Origin of the sequence: Bradyrhizobium sp. PRIMUS42, assembly GCF_023006515.1 — a bacterium.
Lineage (GTDB): Bacteria > Pseudomonadota > Alphaproteobacteria > Rhizobiales > Xanthobacteraceae > Bradyrhizobium.
Genome location: NZ_JALBGZ010000384.1, coordinates 1 through 6,129 on the forward strand (window position 1 = coordinate 1; position 6,129 = coordinate 6,129).

The 6,129-nt window shown below is 64.1% G+C and carries 7 protein-coding genes; all 7 read right to left on the reverse strand.

Annotated elements, in window-relative coordinates; all coding sequences use genetic code 11:
* A partial coding sequence (eda, locus tag MOV75_RS24140; RefSeq protein WP_247006742.1) for a bifunctional 4-hydroxy-2-oxoglutarate aldolase/2-dehydro-3-deoxy-phosphogluconate aldolase occupies nucleotides 1-498 on the reverse strand: 498 nt, incomplete at its 3' end.
* An 18-nt stretch (nucleotides 499-516) separates the two neighbouring features.
* Nucleotides 517-1,491, reverse strand: a complete 975-nt coding sequence (locus tag MOV75_RS24145; RefSeq protein WP_247006745.1) for a sugar kinase — start codon at nucleotides 1,489-1,491, stop codon at nucleotides 517-519.
* A gap of 23 nt (nucleotides 1,492-1,514) precedes the next feature.
* Nucleotides 1,515-2,501, reverse strand: a complete 987-nt coding sequence (denD, locus tag MOV75_RS24150) for a D-erythronate dehydrogenase (protein WP_247006743.1) — start codon at nucleotides 2,499-2,501, stop codon at nucleotides 1,515-1,517.
* 68 nt (nucleotides 2,502-2,569) lie between these two features.
* Complete coding sequence (locus tag MOV75_RS24155; RefSeq protein WP_246923204.1) at nucleotides 2,570-3,493, reverse strand: carbohydrate ABC transporter permease; 924 nt, start codon at nucleotides 3,491-3,493, stop codon at nucleotides 2,570-2,572.
* Nucleotides 3,486-4,439 (reverse strand): carbohydrate ABC transporter permease, encoded by a 954-nt coding sequence (locus MOV75_RS24160; protein WP_246923200.1) that lies wholly within the window; start codon nucleotides 4,437-4,439, stop codon nucleotides 3,486-3,488. Before MOV75_RS24160 ends, MOV75_RS24155 begins: the two co-directional genes overlap by 8 nt.
* A 64-nt stretch (nucleotides 4,440-4,503) precedes the next feature.
* Nucleotides 4,504-5,823: an ABC transporter substrate-binding protein gene (locus MOV75_RS24165; RefSeq protein ID WP_246923196.1), complete on the reverse strand. Its 1,320-nt coding sequence runs from the start codon at nucleotides 5,821-5,823 to the stop codon at nucleotides 4,504-4,506.
* A 46-nt stretch (nucleotides 5,824-5,869) separates the two neighbouring features.
* The coding region (locus tag MOV75_RS24170) for a TOBE domain-containing protein (protein ID WP_247006744.1) at nucleotides 5,870-6,129 on the reverse strand (260 nt) is incomplete at its 5' end.

Sequence of the window (6,129 nt, forward strand, 5' to 3'; positions counted from 1 at the left end):
AACCCCGCCGGTCGGGCAGAACCGCACGTTCGGGAACGGCCCCGCGAGCGCACGCAGGCCCTTGATGCCGCCGGCCTGCTCGGCCGGAAAGAACTTTGCGACGTCGAGGCCGTAGGACAGCGCCATCATCAGCTCGGACGCAGTCGCGATGCCCGGCGCGAACGGCAAGGAGCTGTGCGCTGCGGCCTTCAGGAGGTCGGGGGTCAGGCCCGGGCTGATGCCGAACGCGACGCCGAGCTTCTCGACCCGGGTAAAGTCGGCGGGATTGAGGATGGTGCCGATGCCGACGACGGCCTCGGGCACCTCGGCCATCATCGCCCGCGCGGCCTCGATCGCAACGGGGGTGCGCAGCGTCACCTCCAGCGTGCGGACGCCGCCGGCGACCAGCGCACGCGCCAGCGGCACGGCATCCTGGATGCGCTCGATGGTGAGGACGGGAATGACGGTCGCATCCCTGAACAGCGCGACGAGGTGGTTCTGTTGGGCAGTCGTGGGCATCTCGTGGATCTTTTCGTTTTACTTGGTCACTAGGCGCGTGGCCGCCGGCCGGTGCCGCTTCTTCGGCGGCATGGCATAGCCCGGAATGATGGCGCCGGGATAGCAGATCACGAGGCTGGCGAGACGATGCCCGGCCTGGGCCGCCTCCACCGGATCCGAGCCGCCGAGCCGGGCCGCGATATAGGCCGCGGCAAAGCTGTCGCCGGCCGCCGTGGTGTCAACGACGGGTTTTGTCATGGGTTCGGCGCGGACCTCGTGGGTGCCACCGGGAAAGCGCAAGAGGCTCACCGGCTCGGCCAGCCGGAACACCAGTTCGGGCGTGGGAATGCGCGCCATCAATTGCTCGTGGCTCTCGCCAGGATACAGCGCGAGCAGGTCCTCGGTCGAGGTCAGCACGATGTCGGCAGCCGCAAACGCCGCAGCAAACACCTCGCGCGCGACATCGCGGTCCGGCCACCCCCGCGCGCGGAAATTGGTGTCGAACACGAAGCGGGTCCCGAGCAGGCGCGCGCGCTTGATCGCCGTGAACAGGCGCTCGCGCCCCGAAGCATCGTAGATCGAGAGCGTGATCGCGGAGAGATAGACGATGTCGTAGCTCATCAGCGAGTTGAGCAGCTCATCGGTTTCCGGCAGATTCATCAGCTGGCGCGCCGCCGCGCTGTCGCGCCAGTGAAAGAACTGGCGCTCGCCCTTCGCATCCGTCTGGATCATGTAGAGGCCGGGCAGCTTGCCCGCCAGCCGCACGACGCGCCTCGTGCCGACACCCTCGGCATTCCAGGCCGCGATCATTTCATCGCTGAGACCGTCATCGCCGAGCGCCGTGAGATAGTCGACCTTGGCCTCGAGCCGCGCGAGGTACACCGCGGTGTTGAGCGTGTCGCCGCCGAAGCCGCGCGAATACAGGCCGCCGCCCTGCCCCTGCCCGGCAGACGCGCCGCCCTGGGCCTGCCGGAGCTCGACCATGCATTCGCCGATGCAAGCAACGCTCGCCATCATGTGACCCGCTCAGTCAGGGATCAGGCGACGAAGTTGCCGCCGAGCTCGTCTTCGATGTGAATGCGGATGATGTCGTCGAAGGTCTTCTCGGCCGTGGTGAAGCCGAGCTCGAGCGACCGCTTTGCATTGAAATTGCGCGGCCAGCCGCCGACGATGCCGACGATGAAGGGATCGGGCTCGCGCTTGATGCGCGCGGCGACCTTCTCACCCGCAACCCGCTTCAACGCGGCGATCTGCTCGCCGACCGTCGCCGACAGGCCCGGCATGGTCAGATTGCGGCGCGGGCCGACCGCGGCAAGGTCCATGGTGCCGGCGTGGAGCAGGAAGCCCACCGCGGAGCGCGGTGTGGCGTGCCAGTGACGAACGTCCTCGGAGACGGGAAGAACCGCTTCCTTGCCCGCCAGAGGTTCGCGCAGGATGTTGGAGAAGAAGCCGGATGCCGCCTTGTTGGGCAGGCCGGGCCGGATGCAGATGGTCGGCAGGCGGATACCGATGCCGTCGAGGAAGCCGCGGCGCGAATAGTCGGCCAGCAGGAGTTCGCCGATCGCCTTCTGGGTGCCGTAGCTGAGCAGCGGCGTATGGAAGAACTCGTCTCCGATCGCATCCGGGAACGGCGCGCCGAACACCGCGATCGAGGACGTGAAGACCACGCGCGGCTTGTAGCCGCCGCCAACGAGCCTGACGGCATCGAGCAGCATCCGGGTGCCGTCGAGATTGATGCGGTAGCCCTTGTCGAAATCGAGCTCGGCTTCGCCGGAGACGATGGCGGCGAGATGGAAGATCACGTCCGGGCGGCCGGCGATCAGCTTTTCGGCAGCGCCCGGCACGGCGAAATCGCCCGACACCGTCTCGACGGAGAAACCCGCCTTCTCCGGCTTCTTCGGCTCGACCACGTCGTGCATGGTCAGTTTCGTGATGTCGCTCTTGCCGAGCCGGCCGTCGCGCAACAGCCGTTCACACAATTTGCGGCCGACCATGCCGGCGGCGCCCAGAACCAGAACGTGCAAGAGCTTAACTCCCTTTTATTGGCCGGAACGCGCAGCCTCCGGCGCGCTCCCGTGGCAGACCCCCGCGATCACTCCTTCACGGCGCCGGTCATCGCGGACACATAATGCTCCACGAAGAAGGCGTAAAGGATGACGAGCGGCAGCGAGCCGGCCAGAGCTCCCGCCATCAGCGAACCCCAGCGGTAGATGTCACCATCCACGAACTCGTTGACGATCGCGACCGGCACCGTCTTGTTGCTGGTCGACTGCAGGAACGTCAACGCGTAGATGAACTCGTTCCAGCACAGAGTGAAGCAGAAGATGAAGGCCGAGATCAGGCCGGGGATTGCCAGCGGCAGGACGATCTTGATCAGGATCTGCCAGCGGCTCGCCCCGTCGATCAGCGCGCATTCCTCGAGCTCGAACGGGATGGTCTTGAAATAGCCCATCAGCAGCCAGGTCGAGAACGGGATCAGGATGGTCGGATAGGTCAGGATCAGCGCCAGCGGCGAGTCGAACAGACCATACTGAAACACGACGGTGGCGAGCGGAATGAACAGGATCGAGGGCGGCACGAGATAGGCAAGGAAGATCAGCCCGCCGACGAGATTGGCGCCCTTGTAGCGCAATCGCACGATGGCGTAGGCGGCTAATACCGATGCGATGATCGACAGCACCGTGGCGCAGACCGCCACGTACATCGTGTTCCAGAGCCAGTACGGATAGTAGCTTTCGAACAGCAGCTTGTGGAAATGCTTGAAGGTCGGATTCCAGGTCCAGAACGGGTTGAACCTGTCGAGATCGAGCAACTGATCGTCGGGCTTCACCGAGGTCAGCGCCATCCAGTAGAACGGAAACAAGAGCACCACGACGATGATCGCGAGCGGCAGGTACAGCGTCACCATCCGGCGCGGCACCGACTGCAGATAGCTCATGCCCTCGCTGTTATCGACCCGCGCAGGCGCCGATATGACGGCCTTGAGGTCGACTTTCGAGGCAGGAAGATCAGTCATTGTTCTCTCCCTGTTGCCACTTGCGACGCTGCAGGCCGAACCAGGATACCATGATCGCCGCGAGCAGGAATGGAATCATGGCGCTAGAGATCGCCGCGCCCTCGCCGAGTTGCCCGGCGATGATCGCGCGCTGGTAGGACAGCGTCGCCATCAGATGGGTGGCGTTGACGGGGCCGCCGCGCGTCATCGCCCAGATCAGCTGGAAGTCGGTGAAGGTGAACAGCACCGAGAAGGTCATCACGACGGCGATGATCGGCGTCAGCAGCGGATAGGTGATGAACCGGAAATTCTGCCAGCGCGTGGCGCCGTCGAGCGTTGCGGCCTCATAGAGCGACGGCGACACCGTCTGCAGGCCCGCGAGCAGCGTGATCGCGACGAAAGGCACGCCGCGCCAGATATTGGCGAAGATCACGCAAATGCGCGCCCAGGTCGTATCGCCGAGGAAGTTGATGTTTTGATTGATCACACCGAGATGCTTCAGCGACCAGGAGATGATGGAGAATTGCGAGTCGAAGATCCACCAGAACGCCAATGCCGAGAGCACCGTCGGCACGATGAAGGGGATGAGCACCATCGCGCGCAGCATAGCCTTGAACGGCATGTTCTCGTTCAGCAGCAGCGCGAGATAGAGCCCGATCGCGAATTTGAGGGCGCTGGCGACGAAGGTGTAGAGCAGCGTGTTGAACACCGACAGCCAGAAGATGGAGTCGTCCCACAACCACTCATAGTTCTCGGTAGCGACGAAGTGCCCGACCCTGCCGATGCGGGTGTCCGTGAAGGACAGCCAGATCCCGAGCCCCAGCGGATAGGCCAGGAAGAAGATCAGGAACGCCATGGCCGGCACCATGAACCAGAAGCCGAGCCAGTTGCGATTGTGTTTGAGCTGGGTCCAGGCGGTGTCCTCGCTCATTTGAGGCTTGGCCCGGGGAATTGCGACATCAGCCATGCCCGATATCCCTGATCGAAATGTTGACGAGCGGGCGGCGAGACTGCCGCCCGCTCCGTGACCCTCAGCGATAGATGCGCTTCAGCTGACGCTCGGCTTCCGCCATCGCGCCCTTCGCATCCTTGGTGCCGGTGCAGTAGTTGGCGAACATGTCGACGACGATGAAGTCGGCGATTGCCGTTGCCGCCTTTTCGCCGACCGAACCGATACCGGCGGCCGGCAGCGTGCGCTTGGAGGCCTGCGAGAACACGGCATTCTTGGGATCGGCCTTCCAGATCGGCGCCGACTCATAGCCGTTCAAGGTCTGCGTCAGGTAGCCCTGCGCGCCGTCCAGCCACTTCTCGTAGTTCTCCTTCTCCAGCATGAAGGCGACGAAGGCCTTCGCCGCGTTCGGATATTTGGTGAAGTTGAAGGCGAGGATCGGCAGCGCAAGCTGCAACTCGGTCGGCTTGCCGACCGGTCCGACCGGCCAGAGCGCGTGATAGGTGTCCTCGGCCAGCTCCTTCTTGCTCGCATCGGTCTTGGCGGCGACGTAGATCGAGATGCCGTTGGCCGTGCAGTAGAGCTCGCCGGCGAGGAACGCCTTGTTGTTGGAGGAATCGTTCCAGGACGCCGTGCCCGGGATGAAGGCCTCGTACAGCGACTTGCAATATTCCAGCGCCTTCGCCGTCTCCGGCGAATTGATGATGATCTTGTCGTTCTGGTCGACGGTGTAGGCACCGTGTCCCCACAGCACCCAGTGCAGCCACGAATTGCCGTCGCCCGAGGCATGCCCGAGAGCGAAGCCGGCCGGCGTGTTGTTCGCCTTCAGCGCCTTGCACATCTCAAGGAAGCCGGGGAAATCCTTCGGGAATTCCTTGAACCCCGCCTTGTCGAGCGCCGACTTGCGGTACGTCATGTAGCCGCCGTTGGTTGCGACGGGGATGCCGAGCCAGTCGTTGCCCTGCTTGCAGGTCTTGGCGGCCGCATCGGTCCAGCCGCCATATTTGTTGCCGAGATAATCGGCGACGTCGTTCATCTTCAGCACTTTGGTGGGGAACAGCTGCGGCAGCGTATGCAAGCCCCAGGCGAGATCGAGCCCGGAGCCGGTATTGGCCGCAACCGAGGCCTTCGGCTGCACGTCCTCGAAGGATTCGCTGAACACGTTCATCTCGGTGCCGGTGGCGGCCTTGAACGCCGCGACCATCGCGTTGAACGCATCGTCCTCTGCCGGCACGAAACGCTTCCATCGCATCACGGTCAGCTTGGCGCCGGGCTCCGCCTTCCAGGGCGCGCTCTGCGCCCAGGCCTTCGCGAAATCGAACAGTGCCGGCCCGGTGAGCATGCCGGTTGCAGCCAGTGCCGTTCCGCCCTGAAGCAGAGTCCGGCGGGTAAAGTCTTGCATGTCGTCCTCCCTGTGATGCTTTTTATTGTCTTAACTTAAACTTACGCTACGCGTTCAGGCGCTTTCCCGTCGCCTCGTCGAACAAGTGCACCAGTGACGGGTCCGGCTTCAGCCGGACCTTGTCGCCCGGATTGAACTGGTGGCGTTCGCGGAAGACCGCGACGACCTGCTCGCCGCCGATCTTGGCGAACACTTGCGTCTCCGAGCCGGTCGGCTCGACCACGACGATCTCGGCCTCGGCGCCGTCGTCGGCGATGGTGAAATGCTCGGGCCGCACGCCGTAGACGGCGGGAAGGCCGTCGGACG